An 18,160-nucleotide genomic window follows, 5' to 3' on the forward strand; every position below is an offset into this window, starting at 1 on the left:
CCGCAACGATCTGGCCCGGAGCCATATGAACCTGCGCCTCTGTGCCATTGCAGTATTCCGAGCCGTGCGCGGAGGACTCTTGTCGCCCGACCGTTGGTTGGTGACAGCTTGGGCTCTCGGGCACTACGGACCTGCCGCAGGGATGGAAACCTGGTTTCCACGACAGGATCCGGCCGCCTTGGACGAGATGGCCCGGTCTAGAGATCACTTCGCGGCGGGACCGGCCGATGGCACCGGTTGAAACACTGTCCGGTGCCGGCGCAATCGCGGTGGAAACCTGGTTTCCAGGCGGCAGCCATAGCTTCTTCGATTGCCCGCACGGATCCTGCAGACCCTGCGCCTTGTACAACCGGCGACGCATCCGGACTGACGGTTCGACCAGTCCTGCAGAGGCAGAAGGCATCGCGAGACTCGGGGGTACGCTCGCGGGTCTGTCGGCTCTCGCCGCCCTGCGCCGGGATTGCCGGGCGGGCCGGCAACCAACGCCGAGGGATACGCCGGGGTGGCCATACCCGGATGGTTGACGAAACGCCCTTCGCCGCTCGGTTGCGAAGGGCTTGCATCGGCTCGTGAACCTAGCCGAGCAGCTTGACCCTTTGCAGCGTCTCAGCCAAGGATTTCAGGAGCGCTTCCGATGGAAGCCCCGCAACCGGCCCTGGCAGCAGGGTCAGCGTGACGGTACCGTCGGGCGCCCTCAGGCACGAGCCCACCGTCTGGCCATCGCACGTGATCGCGAGCTTCTCCGGCTTCGCGACCGCCTCCACGCCAAGCAACCGAGCCACGACGGCCGCCGGCGCGAGCTTCTGACCACGGATCTTCTCGGCGCGCTTGAGAATCCCTCGGCGATCTTTATCGAGGGCCGCATTGAGTTGCTCCGCATGGCGATGCTGGACTTCCAGCGGACTGCGGAAGCACTCCAGCACGGCCGACGGCAGCTGCGCCACCATCAATGCCTTGCGGACCCAGGTATGGCTAACGCCGAGCTTCTCAGCCAACTGGCGCTGGGTCGGGAAGAGCTGCTCCTCGAGCGCCCGCTGGTACATCACGCCCTGCTCATAGGGAGAAAGATCCGCGCGCTCGCGGTTCTCGCGGTCCATGGCTGCGAAGAGTTCGGCGTCGCCAAGTTCGTCGAGCCAGACCGCGGCCAGGACAGGAATGCCAAGTTCCAGGCACGCGCGGTGACGACGATGGCCGAAGACCAGTTCGTACTGGCCGGCCTGGTCCGGGAGCGGTCGCACCAGGATCGGCTGCACATTCCCGCCGGCTTGTTCGATATCGGCCTTGAGCCCGGCGAACTCCGCGTTCTCGAACGAGGCCGGATGACGATTGGCCCAGCGGGAGACGCGGATGCTTGCGGGGTCCAGCTTGCGTGTCGGAGTCGACCCGTCGTACTGGCGCAGCCGCTCGCGCAGGGTGGCCAGTTCGCCTTCCACCACTTGCATCTGGCCGCGGAATGCCAGCATCTGGCCGGGGCCTGTGCGCGGCGCGAGCGCTCCGGCCTGCGCCGGTGGAAACCTGGTTTCCACGGCGGTGGCCGCAGCGCCGGGAAGAACCGGAGCGATCGAAGGCGCCGGGGCCGCAGCGGACTCCGGGGCTGCCGCGGGCATAGGCTCCGGAATCGACAATCCGGCGGTCAGGGCTTCTAAACGTTTGCGGGTACTAGCCATTGACACCTCCCTGGCGATGGAAACCTGGTTTCCACGCGGATCGCGTGGCCTGAAATGAACCGCCCGCGAGCGAGCCCACCGATCGGAGCGCGCGGCATGGAAACCTTGTTTCCACTCCGCCAGCCGCCGTCCACACGTGGAAACCTGGTTTCCACGCAGCGCCGACCGCTCCCAGCCGACTGGCACTCCACCTGATGTTCGGAAAGACGGCGGCCTGCCAACCGCAGCCCGTCGCGACGGGACAGGGCAGGGACCGCGAGTCCTTGCTGGAAACCTGGTTTCCACGCCACGTCGACGCACCTTCCGGTTCGTGCATGCGGGGCCTCATTGCGCCTGGCCCTTGTCCGACCAGCTGCTCACCACCGACTGCTCCACGAGGTCCACGAAGGCATCATAGGCATCGGACGCGCGCTTGTAGGTCTTGGCAGCCCCCTCGTACTTCTGCACGTCATAGACCGTTGCGAACTCGGCGGCCTTGTTGCTGGTCACGCTGGTCTTCGGAATCTCCACCGGCAGGGTGTACTCGCCGTAGGTCGCCTGAATCCATTGCCGGACCGCCGGCGTCGCCGGGTCGCTCGGATCGACCCGGCTGAGCAGCACGTGCAGGAAGTCGAACGCCTTGCCGGCGCGCTCACCGCTTTGCGCATCGAGGTTGCTGCCCAGATCGGCCAGGAGAGACCAGAACTGCGCGGACGACGCGAAGTCCAGACCGGACGGCGGCACCGGCACCACGATGCCGTTGGCCGCCCACAAGGCATTGATCGTCACATAGGAAAGCGATGGGGGAGTGTCGATGACGATCACGTCGTAGAGATCCCGCACGCTCTCCAGCCCGGCGTTGAGCACGTCCCAGAAGCGCGCGCCGGGTTCCTGCATCTGCCGCGCCGGCAGCGCGAACTCGGCCGAGAAGAGGAAGGGGGCGGCGGCCACGAGGTCCAGCCCGTCCCAGTAGGTAGAGCGGATCGCGTAGCGGATGTCCGACTGGCTGCCGTCGCACAGCGGCGCGATCGTCATGTCCTCGCTGATCTCCGCCTCCGGCAGCAAACCGTGCAGGGTCGTGAGCGACCCCTGCGGGTCGGTGTCGATGGCCAGCACCCGGTGGCCGCGAAGGCTCAGCCCTTGGGCCAGCACCATGGCCGTGGTCGTCTTGGCGACGCCGCCCTTGAAGTTACCCACCGCGATCGTGAAGGCCTTCTTGCCGGCAGGGCGCATCTTGTCGGTGCGGTAGGTTCGCGTCCACCTGCGCAGTTCGCTCAGTTCGAAGTTGCGCTTGCCGCCGGCAGGCGTCAGCCGACCGCTGGGCAGGTCTTCCTTGGTGATGCGGTAAGCCACGTGCGCCTTGTCGACGCCGCACAAGGCGGCCAGTTGCGCCGTCGAGTAAATCGGCGCAACCTTGCGGGCCTCGGGTGCGAGCAGGCGACCGCGGATCTGCTCGATCATGGAACCGGCACGCGTGGCCAGGTTCGCGATCCGTGGCATGTCGATGCGCGCCCGGGCAGGAGAGGGGATGGAAGGGGAGGGCGTGGAAACCGGGTTTCCAGCGCCGGCGGGAGCGGGCAGTGCCATGTGAAAGCGACCTCATTCGACAGAATTCAGCCATTCTATGGGAATCTGTCGAATGAACAAGATTCACAAAGAACACCACCTGACAAGACGCCCAACTGTGAGAACCGTTGGGGAATCACGTGAGACTTTCTGGGATTCCAGAGCCGGACGCACCTGCGCGAGCTCCGATTTCGGGTTCGCTGGCCCCTTCGGCGTCCCAAAGATGCTCGGTAAGGCGGTAGAAGCAGGCGCAAGGTGATCGAAATCGCTCCCTCTGCCTCCACCAACCCTTGTCCACTCACCTCAAATCCCAAGCGTCCGCACATTCCCGCTCCCCAAACCCCAGCCGGTCTCACATTAAATCCCAAGGAATCTCACGTCAAATCCCAGCGTTACTCACAGAAACCCTTCCAAGTCCTTGTCAGACAAAAAGAAAGTGCTCCGCCAAATATTCAATATCCCCAAGTGTTAGTTCTTCAAAGATTCAAGAGCCCTTTCGTGATCTGTAAATTGACCTCTTCACAAAACGCGGGCATGATGTGAAACCATAGATACCCGAAAGCAGCCCATGGAAGAGGGCGAAGTCCCACGACAGCCGCCCAAACCTGCGTCTCCTCCCGATGAGCAGAGCGTGGCCAAGGCCAACGAAGCCATCGCGATCCGGCCCAAGCGCGGCCGGCTCACACTGCTGTCGCGCCGCATCTACAACGCACTGCTCTACCATTCGCAGCGCCAGGGGGTCGACGAACCCGTCTACAAGCTGGCTCTGAGCGAATTGATCGGTGACGCCCGCTTCAACTCCAACAACACCGAACTGCTCAAGTCCCACCTGCGCGACATGCAGGCCACCACCATCGAGTGGTCCACCAGCGGCACGGGACTGAAGCGCTGGGTCTCCTCGCAGCTGTTGGGCACCGTCACCATCGAGGAGCAGGGCAGGGGACGCCCTTGCACCATCACCTGGCGCTATCCCGAGGAAATCCGCGAGCGGCTGGTCAAGCCGCTGCAATACACGCGCGTGCTGTTGGAGATCAGCGGGCAGATGCGCAGCTATCCCGCCGCCGTGCTCTACGAGATCGGTGCGCGCTATCTCAGCTCGCCAAGTCGCCTCTCGATGCGCGAGGACGTGCTGTGGTGGGCCGCGGTCCTGACGGGCCGCAGCGACATCACCGAAGTCGACTACCGCTTTCTCAAGCGCGACGTGATCAGCAAGGCGCTCGCCGAGATCGAAGCCCTGTGCGAAGACTTCAGCCTCGAACTCATCGAGCACAAGCGCGGCCGCCGCATCGAGGAGATCCAGTTCCGCGTCCAGCCCAAGGTGCAGCAGCGCATGGGGGCAGCCGATGATCCGAGCCGCAACGTCTTCGACCTGGAACTGGTCGGCAAGCTCATCGCGCTCGGCCTCAAGCAGGACGAGGCCCAGGACCTGTACGCCACCACCGACGAGGGCCAGTTGCGCAGCACCCTCGAGCATGTGGAGCAGCGCCTGCGCAGCCAGACCCTGCCCGCGCTCAAGTCCTCGGCCGCGTACTTCAAGGACGCGCTGAAGAAGGGCTATGCCGGCATGAAAGGCGCAGGCGAGCCGACCGCCGCTGCGCCGGCCCTGCTTTCGCCCGCGCAGGGGCGCGCAGGCGCCTCGTTGGGCACCGAGGACCGCATGCACCGGATCCGGGAGCTTTGGGAAAACGACCGCATGCAGAAGGCCAAGGCGCTCTACCTCGAGATGCCCGAAGCCATGCAGGCCGAGATGCGCTCGCGCTTCGAGGCCGAACGGCTGGCGGAAATTGCCGCGCCCATCGCCCGCGCCTGGCGCCGCGACGGCCCCGCCAGCCGCATTGCCGGCACCACCTTCCACCGCTGGCTGGCGCAGATCACCTGGCCCGAGGATCCTTCGGATCGCGTGCTGCTCGATTTCGCACTGGCCCAGGGCGTCGCGGGGATGTGACCGCGCGGCTGGCCTTGCCCCGCGCAATGGCTGGGTGCGTCGGAGTGCCGATGAACCCGGAGACGACAAGCGGGGTTGTCGATACCGAACGGCCAGCCTGCCGTCAGCTTGCGACGCCGCGCTTGCGCGCCCGGTAAGCCAACTGCGCACGCGTGATGCCCAGTGCGCGTGCGGCGGCGGACAGGTTTCCTCCGCATTGCGCCAGCGCGTTCTTGATCAGCGTCTCTTCCATCTGTCCCCATGAGCCGGGGCCCGGGGCGCCATCCGCCGCCGCCTGGTTTGCAGAAGAGTCCGATGAGACCGGGGCGCTGCCAGCCCCGCTCAGGTGGCCATCCGGTCGTATCGACAGCACGTTCTTGTCGAGCGCCTCGCCGCTCGTGAACAGATGATGGACGTCCAGCAGCATTCCCTCGGGGGCGATGATGACGGCGCGCTCGATCAGGTTCTGCAGTTCGCGGATGTTGCCGGGATAGTCGTAGTTCAGCAGCGCCCTGACCGCGGCCTGCGTGAAGCCCGTGGCCGGCCGGCCGTGCTTGCGGCCATAGTGCTGCAGGAAATGGCTCATCAGCAGGGGCACGTCGTCGCGCCGTTCGCGCAGCGGCGGCAGGTGGATCGGAAAGACGTTGAGCCGGAAGAACAGGTCGTCGCGGAATCGGCCTTCGCGCACAGCCTGGCGCAGATCGACGTTGGTCGCCGCGATGACGCGCACATCGACCGTGACGCTGCGCGTGCCGCCCACGCGCTCGACGTCGCCCTCCTGCAGCGTGCGCAGCAGCTTGCCCTGGGCCGCGTAGCTCAGCGTGCCGATCTCGTCCAGAAACAAGGTGCCGCCATGGGCGCGCTCGAAGCGGCCCGGACGGGACGCGCCCGCGCCGGTGTAGGCGCCGCGCTCCACACCGAACAGCTCCGACTCGATCAGCGTCTCCGGAATGGCCGCGCAATTCACCGCGACGAAGGGCTTGTCGCGCCGCGGGCCGATGCTGTGCAGCATGCTGGCGAACTTCTCCTTGCCGACGCCGGACTCGCCGGTGAAGAGCACCGTGGCCGTCGTCGGCGCCACGCGGTGCAACAGGTGGCAGGCCGCGTTGAAGGCCGCGGACGCGCCCACCATCGCGTCGTGCCTGCGTGGCGCCGCGGGCAGATGCGCGGCCTGCGGTGTCGATGCGCCGTGCGGTGGCGAGCCGACGAAATCGCGTGCCCGCAGGTAGCGCATGTCCTCCTCCACGTCGTCCCAGCGCTCCGCGGATTTGCCGATCACGCGACAGTGGCTCTCGCCCATCGAACGGCAGGCCACCTCGCGGAACACCACCAGCCGACCGAACAGGGTGCTGACGTACCCGGTGGCGTACCCCACCTGCATCCAGCAGGCGGGCGAACCGCCGATGCCGTAGGCCGCGATGTGCTCGTCGTCCTCGCTCGAGTGGTGCCAGATGAACTCGCCCTCGTAGTCCGAGGTCTCGGGGTCGTAGCGCACGTGCACCAGCTCGACCTTCACGACGCCTTCCAAGGCATGCAGGCGCGTGCCGGCGATGGCGGCCGAGGCGGGTTCGGCCTCGGGCCACTGCGCGCGCACCAGCTGCGCGTCTCGCGCACCGCTCACGTAGCCCGCGCGCGTGAAGAGACCCCGGGCCTTCTCCTGGCCCAGGCTGTCGATCAGCTCGCGCCGCAGCGAACCCAGCGCCTCGGTGTGCAGCAGCACCATGCGCTGGTCCTGCAGCCAGATGCGGCCGTCGCCGGGCGAGAAGAACAGGCATTCGCTGATGTCGGCGATCGTCGGATGCGCTTCGCTGCCGACGTGGGAGGCCTCGAAGCGGCCCAGCGCGCGTGCCACTTCGTCGCCGTCGAAACGCCCGAGCGCGGCACCGGTGGCGCGCGCCACCTCGGCCAGCGAGATCCGTGGCGGGAGGGATGAAGCGGGGGATTTGGTCAAGGTCGGCTTCATCTTTTGGTGAAACGAGCGGCCGATTCTTGATGATTTGGTGAAATCGGGGATCAGGGTAAACCAGTTATCCAAGATAACCAGTCGGTCCTCGGGATTCCACCTAGTTCTCCTCTGAGAACAGCCTCGTGGCGTGACCCCGAATGACGCGCCGCTGCGCCCTTGGTACGACCGTTGCGCAAAGGAGGCCGTGCCGCAGGCGGTTCAAACCTCGGCCAGCCGATCAATTTTTCTCAAGAGGCAAGTCATGGATGTTTCCGAGAAGCCGGCGTTCCTGGACGCAGCGGCATGGGCGGGCAAGGTGTTCAACGGCGCGTGGGTCGCGCCCGCGGGGGGCGTGCGCGACGTGGTCGAACCGGCCACTGGCAGGGTGATGGCAAGCGTCGGCATCGCCGACGCGCAGGACGTGGCGCGGGCCGCCGCCGCCGCGGCACAGGCGCAGAAAAGCTGGGCGCAGACGGCGCCGCGCGAGAAGGCCGCGGTGTTCCACCGGGCCGCGGCACTGTTCCAGCAGCACTTCGATGAGCTGGTGCTCTATGTGGCCCGGGAGACCGGCGCGATCCTGCCCAAGGGGCAGCACGAGGTGCGCGAGGCCATCACCCTGTGCCATTTGGCAGCGGCCATGCCGCTGCAGGCGCAGGGCCAGGTCCTGCCGAGCGCGAGCGGCACCACCAGCCTCGCGCGGCGCGTTCCGCGGGGCGTGGTCGGCGTGATCTCGCCGTTCAACTTCCCGCTCATCCTCACGATCCGTGCCGTGGCGCCGGCCCTCGCGACGGGCAACGCCGTGGTGATCAAGCCCGATGTGCGCACGCCCGTGAGCGGCGGCTTCATGCTCGCGCGCGTGTTCGAGGAGGCAGGCCTGCCCGCCGGCCTGCTGCAGGTTCTGCCCGGCGATGCGGTCGCCGGTGAGGCCCTGGTGACCGATGCGCACGTGCCGATGATCGCCTTCACCGGCTCGCCCGCCGTGGGCCGGCGCATCGGAGAGCTGGCGGGGCGGCACCTGAAGAAGGTGACGCTGGAGCTCGGCGGCGCCAATTCGCTGATCATCCTGGACGATGCCGACCTGGACATCGCCGCGAGCAACGCGGCCTGGGGTGCCTACCTGCACCAGGGGCAGATCTGCATGGCGACCAACCGCATCCTCGTGCACGAGCGCATTGCCCCCGCGTTCACGCAGCGGCTGGTCGCGAAGGCGCAGCACCTGCCGGTGGGCGACGGCGCGAGCGGGCATGTGGCGCTCGGGCCCCTGATCGACGCGAAGCAGCGCGACCGCGTGCATGCCATCGTGCAGGACAGCATCGCCGCCGGCGCGCAACTGCTCGCCGGTGGCGTCAGCGAGGGTCTCTTCTACAAGCCGACGGTGCTGGCGGGCGTGAAGGCCGGCATGCGGGTGTACGACGAGGAGGTGTTCGGCCCCGTCGCCAACATCATCACCTTCGAGACCGACGATGAAGCGGTGACGCTGGCCAACAACAACCAGGGCAGTCTCGCATCCGCCGTGATCTCCCCCTCGATCGGACGGGCCATGGCGATCGCCGCGCGACTGAACTCCGGCATGGTCCACATCAACGACCAGACCGTCAACGACGAGTGCGTCAATCCCTTTGGCGGCCCTGGCATCGCCGGCAACGGCAGCAGCGTGGGCGGCCCGGCCGACTGGGAGGAATACACCCAGTGGCAGTGGCTGAGCATCAAGCAGGCGCCGCATCCCTATCCATTCTGAGCGTGCCGTCGACCAATTCCACAAGGAGACATTTCATGCAGCTTCAAGGAAAAACCATCGTCGTCACGGGCGCCTCGTCGGGCATCGGCGCCGAGGTCGCGCGCGTGGCGCGCTTCGCGGGCGCCCGCGTCCTCGGCATGGACCGCAACGACCCGAGCCTCACGCTCGACGGCTTCGTCAAGGCCGACCTGAGTTCCGCCGCCACCATCGACGCGGCCGTGGCCCAGCTGCCAGAACGTTTCGACGCACTGTGCAACATCGCCGGCGTGCCCGGCACGGCGCCGGCCGGGCTGGTGGCCGACGTCAACTACCTGGGGCTGCGGCATTTGACCGAGCAGGCGCTGCCGCGCATTGCGCGCGGCGGTGCCATCGTCAATGTGGCGTCCATCCTCGGTGCCGAGTGGCCGCAGCGACTGGAGGCCCACAAAGCGTTGGCCGAAGCCCGAGGCTTCGAGGCCGGCGCCCAGTGGCTGCGCGACCATCCCGTGCCTCAGCAGACCTGCTACCAGTACTTCAAGGAGGCGCTGATCGTCTGGAGTGCCACGCAGTCACAGCAGTGGTTCCTGACGCACGGCGTGCGCATGAACTGTGTCGCGCCAGGCCCGGTCTTCACGCCGATCCTGGGCGACTTCGTGAGCATGCTGGGCCAGGAGCGGGTGCAGGCAGATGCGCACCGCATGCTGCGCCCCGGTTTCGCCGACGAGATCGCGCCGGTGATCGCATGGTTGTGCAGCGACGAGGCGCGCTGGATCAGCGGCGCCAACATCCCCGTCGACGGCGGCCTGGCATCGACCTACATCTGATGCGGTCTGGCCCAGGCCCCGACGGGGTGCCCGTGCCTGCCGCCTCGCGCCCTGGCCGCCGCGCCGTGCATGGCGCACGCTGACCTTTGCGGATGCTCGAGATGGAAAAAACTGATGTTCTTGTGACGACGATCGAAATGGCGCGCGCCGGCCTGGGCTTCAATCCTCCTGACGCCCTCGACTGCATCTCCGACCTGATCGGCCAGGAGGATCCGGAGGATGCGAGCCATGACAGAAACGTCGAAAGACTGCTTCGGCTGGGGGCCTGCATCTGGAGCCTGAGGCAGGCCCTCCTGGCACCGGGCCCTGCCGGGACCAGGGAGGCAGCAGGGTGGCCCCGCTGATCAGGCGTTCACCGATGCGGTTCGGGGAGTGAAGACGGGGAGCGCGGCTGCATCAGCGGCACTTTGCGTCGTAGCCGACGACGTTCGGAAGACCCTTCTCCCCTGCGGTGATGACCGACAGCGCACCGGCCGTGCCGGCATAGCTGAAGCTGCAGTAGGCGAGGCCCGTGCCCGCGCAGGACTCGACCTCGACGATGCCGCGCTTGATCAAGCCCGCCTGGCGCGATTCGCCGTCCGGCTTCACGCGCACCGGCTTCCAGCCCTTGTCGGCCAACGCCTTGCGCGCCTTGTCGATCGGCATGCCGTACACGTTCGGCACGACGGCCTTTCCCTTGCAGACGGACTCCTCGTCGGCCAACCTGCCCAGGCGCACGGTGCCGTCGGCCTCGACGCGCAGGTCGCCCACCGGCGAGCCGACGATGTCGCCGTCCCACACCCGCACGGCACCGCCTTCCAGGGGCGTCAGGTTGCCGATGGCCGTGTCCTCGGCCGACTTGCCATAGGCCAGTGCAACGAGCCTGTCGCCGTCGAACACCCCGACATTGCCCTGCGTGATGTTGCATGTGCCGCTGGTCCCCGCCTCCAGCTGGCCGGCGAAACCGAGGGCGCGATAGGAACCCAGCGGCAGATCCGCCATCACCGCCCAGCCTTGCGCTGCCACCGCCTTGGCCGCGGCCGATTTCGGCTGGATCACGAAAGATGGGCAGCCGCCTCGGTCGCTGGCGCTGCCGCCGGCTCTGGGCAAGCTGGTGATCGCCCTCATCCGGATGTCCTTCAACTCGGAAATCACGCGCAGCGCGGGCGCATTCGAATTCGGTTGCGCGGCCGCCGGCAGCGAAAACGCGAGGCCAAGCGTGATCGCTGCCCCCCAAGCGGCAGGTGTATCGACGAGATTCAGAAAAAAGTGTGACAGCATGGCGAGAGATTCGGAGCAAGCAGACTTCAAAGCGTGGCCAGCGCCATGATCGTCGAAGCGTAGCGGGCATGGCGATGACCAGTTTCCACCCGATGTAGATGCAATTGCACCTGGCGCCCGCAGCGCGGGAGCCGCGCCGATCGGCGATGATTCCTGGGTCATGAGAAGAGAGCCCGTTGCCATGGATTCGCTGGATGCCGTCCCTGTCTTCAGATTTGCCACCGCCGACTATCCCGAACGGGACCGATTTCATCTCTGGGTCAAGGACAACCTGTGCGACTGCAGGTTCGAGGATGACGGTTGCGGCGCGTTCAACGCCGAGGCCACCGGCGCCGCGCTCGGTCCGCTGGTCATCTCGGGGCGGCGCTGGCCCAGGCGGCCGCGGCCGTTGACCTATGCGGTCCATCGCAATGCAAGGCGCATCCGGCTGGACGGCCAGGAGTCCTTTCGCTTCACACTGCTGCTCGGTGGACAGGTGACCCGCCGCGCCATGGGGCCCGATTCCGTCAAGAGACCTGGCGATCTCTTCTTCTACGACGTCGCGCAGGCCAACGATTGCATGGTCGAAGCCGGTGACGTGATCAGCGTCGTGGTGCCCCGGCATCTCCTGCCTGGATCCGCCGCGCTTGTGCACGACCAGACACTCAGGAGCGGCATCGGCCGCCTGCTGGGCGACCAGCTGCTGTCGCTGTTTCGCAATCTCCCCACCTTGCAGCAGAAGGATGTGCCCAGCGTCGTCCAGTCGACGTTGCTGCTGATGGCCGCCGCCGTTTCACCGACTGCCGAGGCAATCCACGAGGCCAGCAGTCCCATCCGCCGGGTGCTGCTCGAACGGATCCGGCACTACATCGACGCGCACTTGCTCGAGCCCGATCTGACGCCCGAGCGGATCTGCAGGGAGGTCGGTGTGTCGCGGGCCAAGCTCTACCAGCTGTTCGAGGAAGAGGGCGGGATCATGCGGCAGATCCGGCGCAGGCGACTGCGCCATGCCTACCACGTGCTCAGCGATCCACAGCGTCGGGATGTGCGGATTGCGGAGATCGCCTGGAGCCACGGCTTCTCGGACGAGAAATATTTCTACCGCCTCTTCAAAGCCGAGTTCGGCCACACGCCGAAGGAGACGTCGCAGCGTCGGGCCAATCCCGTCTTCCTGCCGTACGGTCGCCTCCCGTCGGACGCGGGGAGCAACCTTTCCGGATGGACGCTGCCATTCGGCGTGCTCAACGACTGATCAGAAGTGTTGGGGCGGGGAAGCCGCCGGCCGCGAGGCATCGTCATGGCACTTTTCATGACGGCGCCGACGGCCAGCGGTCGCCCGGCATCGGTGCCGATACCCGTCAGTCGCTCGGACGCTAGCGGTGAGCGGAGCTGGGAGGTTGTGCATCACGCTCCTTCCTGCGGCGCTCCAGCAGCTCGACCTTCCTCATGCTCGGTGCATCGACCGGCGTGTAGACGACGAGCCGCATGTCTGGCGACTCTTCGACCATGAAGGAGCTTTGCTCCAGTTCCATCCGGCCGACGCCGCGCACCTCGAAGCGCTTGGTCCGGTCGGTGCGCATGCTGACGTCATGATCGGGCCACCACTGCCGGAACTCCGGGCTTGCGATCTGCAGGCGCTCGATCAATGCCAGGAAGGCCGGGTCGCCGCGATGACGCCCGAATTCGACACGAAAGCGCGCGAGCATCGCGCGTGCATCGGTTTCCCACTGCGGTATCGCCGCACGGTGCGCCGGGCTCGCGAACACCAGCCACAGCATGTTCCTGTCTTCGGGCGCGATGGCCGAGAGATCGCCGAACACGGCCGACAGCGCGTCGTTCCAGGCAATCACGTGCATCGAGGCGGTGGCAAGGTACGCGGGCCCGGTGACCGCATCGAGCATGCGGCGCAGGTGCGGCGTGACCGCCAGCGATGGACCGGGCACGATCGGCGGCGGACGGTTGTGCGCCAGCGTGAAAAGATGTGCACGCTCGGTCGCATCGAGCTTCAGCGCCTGGGCGATGCGATCGAGGAAATGTGCCGACACCTCGATCTCGCGTGCCTGCTCCAGCCACGTGTACCAGGCGAGGCCGACGCCCGCGAGGTGGCAGACCTCCTCGCGCCGCAAGCCCGGCGTGCGCCGCCTAGCCGTTGTCGGCAGGCCGACTTCCGCGGGCTTCAAACGCTCGCGGCGGCTGCGCAGGAACGCGGCCACTTCGGCACGCGCCTGGGGGCTGGACGGGTGGGTCATTGCGTGAGGCTGGTGGTTCCTATACCTGGATAACTTCCTGTCTTGTCGAGGGATATTAGGCGTTCTACGCTGGGTTTTTCAACCGACGAAGGAACACCCGATGACCTCCATCGCCCGTACGAGGGAACGCTTTCTGGACTTTCGCAGCCGGCTCTACGGTCGGCACGACCTCACGGCCGTCGACGACCACCTGCATCCGGAATTCTCGAGCCACAGCGCCAATGTCCGTCCTTTGCTGGAAGCGGCCCGATCGAGCGGCGGACGGCACGTCGATGTGCGGCCCGCGTACAAGGAATTCGTGAAAACCTTCTACGTCGGCTTGCCCGACCTCAGACCGGTGCGCCAGGAGGTCATGGTCGAAGACGAAGGCCTCATGGCGATGACGCGGTGGGAGGCGACGCACACCGGCGTCTTCTTCGGCGTGCCAGCCACCGGCAAGGCGCTGCATTTCTCGACGGCGGATCGCTATCGCCTGCAAGACGGACTATTGGTCGAGCACTGGGATGTGGTGGATGCGCAGGAGGCGTGGCTCGCGCTCGGCATCGTCGTTCGCTCTGGGGCTGGCGAGGTGTGAAGAGCCTGCGGCCGAAGCAGCGCATTCGCACTCCCCCCGTTGGAGTGCGTCGGGTCAGGTTGCGGTCTCGGTAAATTCCTACATCCAGTGCGAGAGGACGGTCCAGAAAATTCATGGATGCTCAGAACTCTGCTTTGCATTGTGGCGAGTCCGGTCATTGCACTCGCCGTGCTGGTCTTCGGTCTGCTGGCGGCGCTGGCCCATCTCGTCGCAATGCCCGCGCTGTATCTCTGGGAACGCCGGCTTGAGCGAAATCCTCTAGGCGGGACTGATGGGTCGGCACACGCTTCTGGCCGACTCGCTTCGAGGGAGGACGCCGGAACCGACGAGCTTCGTACGACATCTCGAACTACCCGGGAATGATTGCATCGCCTTTCGGCCTGCGACCACTTTCCGAGCGGAGATTCAGCCGAGGCACTCAGTCGTGGGTCTTCGTCGAACGGACGCTCGCCCAGCGCAGGGCAGACGAATCGTTCTCCGCATTGGATACCCCTGATGTCCACCGCTCCGGCAAAATTCGGCTGCAAGAAGCCCCTTGAAGGCCTTCAGCAAGAAGGCTCGCGGTGGCACTGCGACCTCAGAAGGAGTTCTCCGCCGATGACCTGGTCACTGTTCTATCGCTTCGACAACGAGGTGCCCACGGACTTTCACGAACTGCGCCAATTCGGCAATTCGCTGTGGGCCGCGAACGGCAAGGTGCACACCATGGGGCACTCCATGGTCGCCGAGTTCGCAAATCCCGAAGCCGCAAAGGAAGCCCTCGCGCAGCGAAGCAACGAGATCGAAGCGCAAGGCTACGAGCGAGTACGCCACGGCATACACGATCCCGCTCGAATCGACTTCCCCTTGCTCACCGCAGAGATTCGCGAAGGTGCTCGCCACACCTTCCAGGCCATCCGCGCGGCCCATCCTGACAAGACCATCCGCCTTTTCGCGCTTTACAGCGATGACGGTGCGATGACCATCGTCCATGCTGCCAGCGATCTCTCCTTGGGCGCTCCGGGCGACATGGACGATGAAAGCGAGGTCTGGAGTTCCGCCGAATGGCCCTACACGGAGGGCGGTGAGTTTCTCGACATCGCTTACCGCATGATCCTGGCATGCCATCGCAGCGACTTGCCTTGCGACGTTGAATTCGACGTCCTGCGAGCGGGTCTCTTCGAGGCCTGCATTGCCGCGATGGAACAACTTGACCGTGAAGGTTTCTTCGGCACGGGCGAGGCGCGTGAAGAGGTTGTGCTGCTATGCCAAATCGAGGGCAACGAAGACATGGAAGGCTCGATCGGCAGACTGAACACTTCGCGTGTGGTGGGTCGGCTCGAACGCTGGATCAAGCTTTGCCAATCAGCTTAGATTGGGACTGGCGGATCGCCGGATAAACCCGAGACTTCGCCTGAGGGATTGCTTGACGAAGTTTCCAGGGACTGCCATTCAGGATGGAGTCGCGCCCGTCCAAGTCGGCCAAGACCAGTCGTACCCTTGCATCTCTAGAAGAAGATGAGCCGTGTGACCATTTCTACAGCACCGTGCGACCCGACCGCCTCACTGGTAAGCGAAGTCCGGCGAATCACGAATCTCGGTGTGCTCGACGTACAGGACCGACTTTCGACCGGAAAGCCGCTGTTCGACCAAGAGCTTTTTGGAAACCGAGTGGAAGACGTTTTTGCCAAGGCGCGAGCGCTGCTTGCGGCGCTGGAGAGTAGCGGACATCAACCTCTTGTCAGCGAAGCGGGTCGGCCAATCACGCCCCAGATTCTGCGGAACATCTTCCTGGCTTCGGAGGAGGACGTTGAGGTTCACCGCCGGCTCGATGACCTCGGGCATGCCTAGCGATAGGTGGAACACGGCCACATGCAGTCATTCTGCCAATTGCCATCCAATTGCCAATCGTCCCGAGACTGGCTGTTCGCGGCCATGCCAATCTAGAAGCCTTCGAGAATGCCTCCATCAACTGAAGCCCTGCAACGGCTGAGCGACTTCGTTTCTGGCAAAACCCCAGCGCCTGAGTTCGAGCAGCAGCTCTACAACGATCCGGACATTGAAACGTTGCTCTCGGCAGAGAACGCTCCTCGATTTTGCCAAACGGGAACGACGCTTTTCCACTATCTGATCGAACTTGACTTCAGCGACCCAGGCCACGTGCTCAGTGCACAGGACGTATTGGTCTCGTTGCTTCAGAAGCACGGAATGAAGACAGCGCCGGCCGGGGGGCCAACGGCGGAGTATGCGCTGCTGCTCGATGCCCAGCCGCGCTGGCTCGACGCGGACGTCAAGTTCCTTGCCTCGTTGCTCGAAGCCGCGCCAAGCCTGCCTTCCAAACAGAGAAAGGCATGGCTGCGTCAGAGAATCCTGGAGCTGTTCAGGTATGTGAACCAGCCCCCGCGCTGGTTGCAGCCTCCAGCGTGGCCCATCGGAGATGCCGGCCCTTTGGTCTTCCTGGGGCAATTTCCTGTCGCCGACTACTTTCATGATGAGGCGGCGGTGTATGTTTTCCATGACCCTGCGAAGGACGCGTTCACAACATTCGTTCAGCGCTGCTGAGCTCGCGACATGAGGGCAATCACCAAGATGCCTACTCGCGGCCGGACGGCCGCCGTGAACGCTGATCACGCGTGCTGAAGGACCGCCAGCAACAAGCCGGGACGTCCCGGTATTCGGCTGACGCACACCCGTTCACCGACAGTCCAGCCAATCGATCGCAATACTCCACCAGGAGGTCCTTCAGGACGCGTATCTTCCTCGCAGGACGTTGGCCGGGCGTTCGGATGACATAGGCGCTTGCCGGAGGTGGCGCTTCATGAGCGCTAGGTGAAGTTCAGGGAGCACGCGGCCTGGACACCGACCGAGATGCCCAGCAGCATGAATGCGGCCGCGCCTTGCAGGGCGAGTCGCTTCATCAGGCGATGGCACGAATGACCACGCCCGGCGGCTGTGTCGCATGCATGTGTGACCCCGTTCGTTCTTTTGAATTCGGATGCATTGCGTTGTGCGGCAATGCCGGAACGAGCGTAACGACATGCTCGATGAAGCAATCCCATGGCCTTTTCTGGCTTCTGTGATGCCTATCGAAAGAATTACTTTGATGACCGGGGAAGTACTGCACGCACTGCTGCCTGTGGTCGATGCGTAGCTTGCCGCGGCCGTCCGGCGAGCAGGCCTTTCCATGGCCGGTTTGCGCGTCCAGCGGCGGGTGATCCCCCGGTCCATAGAAATAGGAAGGGATTTCCATAATGGAAATAGTTTCCATAAAATTCCTATGATCGCCCCCGGTCAGTCCTGCCGCAGCGGACACGGGCCGGCCAGCATCGGCAGAGCGCTCGCACTCTGCGCCATCGATCAGAACGAGGAGACACCCTTGGAACTTGCCAAATCATTGACTCTCAGGCTCGCCTTGGCGGCGGCCGTGACGCTGGCCGTGACTGCATGCGGAGGAGGAAGCGGAGGAGGGGGAGGAGTGCCGCTCACGGCCCTTCCCGTGTCGCCGGCAGCACCGAGCAATCCGACAGAGCCTGCGGGCGAGACACCGGTTCAGCCGACGGACCCGGTTGCCGAAGCCCCCGACGACAGCTTCGACACCTACTACAACGTCTGCAGGGGAACGAATCCCAAGTGCTACAACGACTGGGGCGCCTTTGCTTCGACGCCGGACCGGGTGCTGGTCTATTCGCGCACCGCGGGGCCGCGTCATGCCGTGCTGGGCACGCCGATGGCCGCTGGTTTGAACCCGGTGATGAATCCGGACAACGTGATGCAGGCGGGCCTGGTTCGCATGCTGTCGGCCGAAGGCATCACGGTCGATTGGACGGAAGATGTCGCGGTCCTCAGCAGCCGCATCAACAACTACAAGGCGATCATCTTCGCGAGCTCGAACCGCGACACGCTGTGGAACGGCGCGGTCAGCACGAGCCAGGACGCCGCGCGCACCGCGCTGCGCAACTACATGCGCCGCGGCGGCGGCTTCGTCGGCCTGCACAACGCATTCGGCGCGGAATACAACTGGCCCTACTACGAAGGCCTGCTCGGCAACGCGAACTTCTACAACCACGGGCCGAACCGCGCCGGCGACGTCGAGATCGTCTCGGACGATCCGTCGACGAAGGATGTGCCCAAGCGCTTTTCATTCCAGGACGAGTGGTACAACCTCATGCCCTTCCCCACGAAGGTGAAGTTCCTGGCCAAGGTCGACACCTCGACGCTGAAGCCGCTGACGGCGGCGCCGCATCCGGGCCATGCGGACTTCCATCCCGTCGCCTGGTGCCAGTACTACGACGGCGGCCGCGCATGGCTCACGACCCTCGGGCACAACGCCCACTCGTTCACCGCGGACCTGTCGGGCGTAGGGGCCATCGAGTTCCAGAAGCTCGTGGTCCAGGGCGTCAAGTCGGCCATGGGTCTCACGCCCTTCTGCACTGAATAGCGACCGAGCAACGAGCCTGCGAGGCCGGCTTCGCGCACCGCGCACTGCCCGCGGTGCGT

The 18,160-nt window shown here is 65.4% G+C and carries 16 protein-coding genes; 9 read left to right on the plus strand and 7 right to left on the minus strand.

Translation table 11 applies throughout. The features are described 5' to 3' along the window. Nucleotides 1–575 precede the first annotated feature (575 nt). Entirely contained in the window at nucleotides 576–1,667 is a 1,092-nt protein-coding gene (locus tag FHT32_RS19900) for a ParB/RepB/Spo0J family partition protein (protein WP_176666320.1), read from the minus strand. 324 nt (nucleotides 1,668–1,991) lie between these two features. After that, nucleotides 1,992–3,146, minus strand: a complete 1,155-nt coding sequence (locus tag FHT32_RS19905) for an AAA family ATPase (protein WP_256099070.1) — start codon at nucleotides 3,144–3,146, stop codon at nucleotides 1,992–1,994. Between the two features lie 697 nt (nucleotides 3,147–3,843). Between FHT32_RS19905 and FHT32_RS19910 the strand changes: the two genes are divergently transcribed. Beyond that, complete coding sequence (locus FHT32_RS19910; RefSeq protein WP_371132207.1) at nucleotides 3,844–5,157, plus strand: RepB family plasmid replication initiator protein; 1,314 nt, start codon at nucleotides 3,844–3,846, stop codon at nucleotides 5,155–5,157. Between the two features lie 103 nt (nucleotides 5,158–5,260). Here the strand turns inward: FHT32_RS19910 and FHT32_RS19915 are convergent, their stop codons facing one another. Then, on the minus strand, nucleotides 5,261–7,087 hold the full coding sequence (locus FHT32_RS19915) for a sigma-54-dependent Fis family transcriptional regulator (RefSeq protein WP_256099071.1): 1,827 nt from the start codon (nucleotides 7,085–7,087) through the stop codon (nucleotides 5,261–5,263). A gap of 256 nt (nucleotides 7,088–7,343) precedes the next feature. Here FHT32_RS19915 and FHT32_RS19920 point away from each other — a divergent pair, with 256 nt between their 5' ends. From FHT32_RS19920 to FHT32_RS19930, 3 genes are all read left to right on the plus strand, one after another. After that, the gene (locus tag FHT32_RS19920) at nucleotides 7,344–8,819 is read left to right on the plus strand and encodes a benzaldehyde dehydrogenase (RefSeq protein ID WP_176666324.1); all 1,476 of its coding nucleotides are present in this window, start codon (nucleotides 7,344–7,346) and stop codon (nucleotides 8,817–8,819) included. A 35-nt stretch (nucleotides 8,820–8,854) separates the two neighbouring features. Further along, nucleotides 8,855–9,622, plus strand: a complete 768-nt coding sequence (locus FHT32_RS19925; RefSeq protein WP_176666325.1) for a coniferyl-alcohol dehydrogenase — start codon at nucleotides 8,855–8,857, stop codon at nucleotides 9,620–9,622. A 101-nt stretch (nucleotides 9,623–9,723) separates the two neighbouring features. Further along, entirely contained in the window at nucleotides 9,724–9,966 is a 243-nt protein-coding gene (locus FHT32_RS19930) for a hypothetical protein (RefSeq protein ID WP_176666326.1), read from the plus strand. A 52-nt stretch (nucleotides 9,967–10,018) separates the two neighbouring features. On the opposite strand, the gene FHT32_RS19935 is transcribed toward FHT32_RS19930, so the two are convergent. Continuing rightward, nucleotides 10,019–11,044: a PASTA domain-containing protein gene (locus FHT32_RS19935; protein WP_218088312.1), complete on the minus strand. Its 1,026-nt coding sequence runs from the start codon at nucleotides 11,042–11,044 to the stop codon at nucleotides 10,019–10,021. Nucleotides 11,045–11,063: 19 nt separating this feature from the next. Here FHT32_RS19935 and FHT32_RS19940 point away from each other — a divergent pair, with 19 nt between their 5' ends. Further along, a complete protein-coding gene (locus tag FHT32_RS19940; RefSeq protein ID WP_176666327.1) occupies nucleotides 11,064–12,113 on the plus strand; it encodes a helix-turn-helix domain-containing protein in 1,050 nt (349 codons plus the stop codon). 121 nt (nucleotides 12,114–12,234) lie between these two features. Here FHT32_RS19940 and FHT32_RS19945 read toward each other — a convergent pair whose 3' ends face one another. Further along, complete coding sequence (locus tag FHT32_RS19945) at nucleotides 12,235–13,110, minus strand: helix-turn-helix transcriptional regulator (protein WP_176666328.1); 876 nt, start codon at nucleotides 13,108–13,110, stop codon at nucleotides 12,235–12,237. 100 nt (nucleotides 13,111–13,210) lie between these two features. Here FHT32_RS19945 and FHT32_RS19950 point away from each other — a divergent pair, with 100 nt between their 5' ends. Both FHT32_RS19950 and FHT32_RS19955 read left to right on the plus strand, forming a co-directional pair. Beyond that, on the plus strand, nucleotides 13,211–13,684 hold the full coding sequence (locus FHT32_RS19950; protein WP_176666329.1) for an ester cyclase: 474 nt from the start codon (nucleotides 13,211–13,213) through the stop codon (nucleotides 13,682–13,684). A 597-nt stretch (nucleotides 13,685–14,281) separates the two neighbouring features. After that, nucleotides 14,282–15,037 carry a DUF4303 domain-containing protein gene (locus FHT32_RS19955; RefSeq protein ID WP_218088314.1) on the plus strand — a complete coding sequence of 252 codons (756 nt, stop codon included), beginning with the start codon at nucleotides 14,282–14,284 and terminating at the stop codon, nucleotides 15,035–15,037. Between the two features lie 189 nt (nucleotides 15,038–15,226). On the opposite strand, the gene FHT32_RS19960 is transcribed toward FHT32_RS19955, so the two are convergent. Then, nucleotides 15,227–15,508, minus strand: a complete 282-nt coding sequence (locus tag FHT32_RS19960; protein WP_176666330.1) for a hypothetical protein — start codon at nucleotides 15,506–15,508, stop codon at nucleotides 15,227–15,229. A gap of 114 nt (nucleotides 15,509–15,622) precedes the next feature. Between FHT32_RS19960 and FHT32_RS19965 the strand changes: the two genes are divergently transcribed. Then, nucleotides 15,623–16,225: a hypothetical protein gene (locus FHT32_RS19965; RefSeq protein ID WP_176666331.1), complete on the plus strand. Its 603-nt coding sequence runs from the start codon at nucleotides 15,623–15,625 to the stop codon at nucleotides 16,223–16,225. 355 nt (nucleotides 16,226–16,580) lie between these two features. Here FHT32_RS19965 and FHT32_RS19970 read toward each other — a convergent pair whose 3' ends face one another. After that, a complete protein-coding gene (locus FHT32_RS19970) occupies nucleotides 16,581–16,931 on the minus strand; it encodes a hypothetical protein (RefSeq protein WP_176666332.1) in 351 nt (116 codons plus the stop codon). 108 nt (nucleotides 16,932–17,039) lie between these two features. On the opposite strand from FHT32_RS19970, the gene FHT32_RS19975 reads away from it, so the two are divergent. Then, on the plus strand, nucleotides 17,040–18,101 hold the full coding sequence (locus FHT32_RS19975) for a ThuA domain-containing protein (protein ID WP_256099072.1): 1,062 nt from the start codon (nucleotides 17,040–17,042) through the stop codon (nucleotides 18,099–18,101). Nucleotides 18,102–18,160 lie beyond the last annotated feature (59 nt).

This window comes from Variovorax sp. SG517 (assembly GCF_013376045.1).
Lineage (GTDB): Bacteria > Pseudomonadota > Gammaproteobacteria > Burkholderiales > Burkholderiaceae_C > Variovorax.